The sequence below is a fragment of the Streptomyces calidiresistens genome, from assembly GCF_014141525.1.
Classification (GTDB): domain Bacteria; phylum Actinomycetota; class Actinomycetes; order Streptomycetales; family Streptomycetaceae; genus Streptomyces; species Streptomyces calidiresistens.
Genome location: NZ_VKHS01000928.1, coordinates 1 through 1,937, shown reverse-complemented (window position 1 = coordinate 1,937; position 1,937 = coordinate 1). Strand labels below are relative to the sequence as shown.

The following is a 1,937-nucleotide window of genomic DNA, read 5'->3' as shown; positions in this document are numbered from 1 at the left end:
CGTCGTCATCGATCTCACGGACCCGCACGCGTTCAGCCACGTGAGCATTCTGATGGTCCGGTGCCGCCCGGCACAGCAACCGCGCGGCATATCACGACAGGGCGAACGTTGCCTGACGCGGCACTAGTTGCTCGCGCTGGGCGGCGACGTCCGCCCGCCGAGCCTCGGTTGCGGCGGCCACCTGCGCCCCGCCGCTGAAGGTGAGCCCTTCCTCGCGGGCAATCTTACTCACGGTCGCCGCGCTGCGCCTGATGGACCGGGCGATGGCGTTCCGCGACGTGCCCTCGGCGTGCAACTGGCGCACCGCCTGGCGGTGCTGCTCGCGGCTCGGCTCGGTCACGGCTGTTCACCTCCGCCGGGCATGCGTACGCCCCACCGCGAGGGCGGGGTGTACGGGGGGGTGAAGTTTTCAGGAACGCCGGAGGCGCCACTCACAATAGATCACGGAAAAGTAACGATGCAACCGATGGGGAGGTTCTGACTGCCCGACGGCTGGCAGACTCCTAGAACGCTTCACTTCACGATTACCAAGGGCTGTTGTCGCGCACTGTCCGGCCTTCTGTGAAGCCACAGGCAGGACCAGAGGTCAGGGGTTCAAACCTGGCCTGTGGCCTTGCCTGGGACATGTATTGATTTGTCACTAAATGGTGTCTGCCGCGTATCTGGTGTGTGGGGCCCGGAAGTATCCCCTGACGCGGGCGGGGAATTTCTGGATTCCGTGGAGGATGCTGCGGGTTGATGCCTCCAGTTGAGCCCGGTTTTCGATGACCTTGTCGGCGAGTTGACGTTTGAGGTCGGCGTTGACGAGTTCGTCGGGGTTGAGGTGTGGCGCATAGGCCGGCAGGAAGTGCAGTTCGATGGAGTCGGTGTGCTCGGCGACCCATGCGTTCACTTTTTTGGAGCGGTGAACGGGGTGCCGGTCCACGATCAGGTGGATTTTCTGTTCGGGAAAATTGCCGATCACCCGCTTGAGAAAGGTGATGCAGGTGGCAGCGGTGAAGCGGTCGGCGAACACGGTGAAGTGCATGGTGCCCCGGGTGGAGATCACCGACATCGCGTTCACGCCGTACCGCTGTCCGCTGCGGGCCACGATCGGCGTGTTCCCCCGCTCCCCCCAGGTGCGGCCGGAAACCTGATCGGAGCGGATCCCGACCTGATCGGCGAACATGACCAGGGCGTTCTCGGCCGCCGCACGGGCCCGGATCGCCGGATAGGTGGTGCGTGTCCACTCCTCGATGGCGGCGGGGTCGGCCTCCCGGGCCCTGCGGTCGGGCCGCTGGAACGACAACCCCATCCGATCCATCAACTTGCACAACCCGCCGTGGGAGAATCTCACCCCGAAATGCCGGTGCAGGAATTCGTTGACTTTCCTCGTCGTCCACAGCATTCCACCGAGACCGAGCTGCTCGGGGCAATATTCGATGATGGCCTGCCGGACGGCGGCCTCCTCGCTCTCCGACAGGAAACGACACGAGCCGACCTTCCGACCGGGTTTTCCGGACCGCAACGCCTCCGCTCCGCCACCATCACGACGAGCCCTCCACCGACCGATCGACTTGGTCGACACCCCGAAGACCCTCGCCGCCTCGGCCACCGGTAACCCCGCGTCGATCGCAGCCATCACCCGCATCCGCACAGCCTCCTGCTGAGCAGGCGAAAGCCTCCGCATGTCCCCACTCAAGTCATCACCCATGCCACGCCAACGAGCGAGACACCGAAAAGTGACGGATCAATAGCTGCGCAACCGTGGTAGGGCGCGGTCCGAGATTCGACGAGTGGCACACTGCGGCAAAGAGTCTCGGTTCGACCACTAGTGCCGCGTCAGGCAACGTTCGCCCTGTCGTGATATGCCGCGCGGTTGCTGTGCCGGGCGGCACCGGACCATCAGAATGCTCACGTGGCTGAACGCGTGCGGGTCCGTGAGATCGATGACGACG

Annotated in this window: 2 protein-coding genes; both read right to left on the bottom strand. The window is 64.6% G+C overall.

Annotation, left to right across the window (positions count from 1 at the left end; all coding sequences use genetic code 11):
- Positions 1-91: 91 nt before the first annotated feature.
- Positions 92-340 carry a hypothetical protein gene (locus FOE67_RS24220; RefSeq protein WP_182666962.1) on the bottom strand — a complete coding sequence of 83 codons (249 nt, stop codon included), beginning with the start codon at positions 338-340 and terminating at the stop codon, positions 92-94.
- Between the two features lie 300 nt (positions 341-640).
- Positions 641-1,669 carry an IS630 family transposase gene (locus tag FOE67_RS24215; RefSeq protein WP_182666961.1) on the bottom strand — a complete coding sequence of 343 codons (1,029 nt, stop codon included), beginning with the start codon at positions 1,667-1,669 and terminating at the stop codon, positions 641-643.
- Positions 1,670-1,937 lie beyond the last annotated feature (268 nt).

What these genes read in the sequence shown, in the direction of transcription:
- FOE67_RS24215 (WP_182666961.1), bottom strand. Translation starts at nt 1,669, where the DNA reads ATGCGGAGGCTTTCGCCTGCTCAGCAGGAGGCTGTGCGGATGCGGGTG.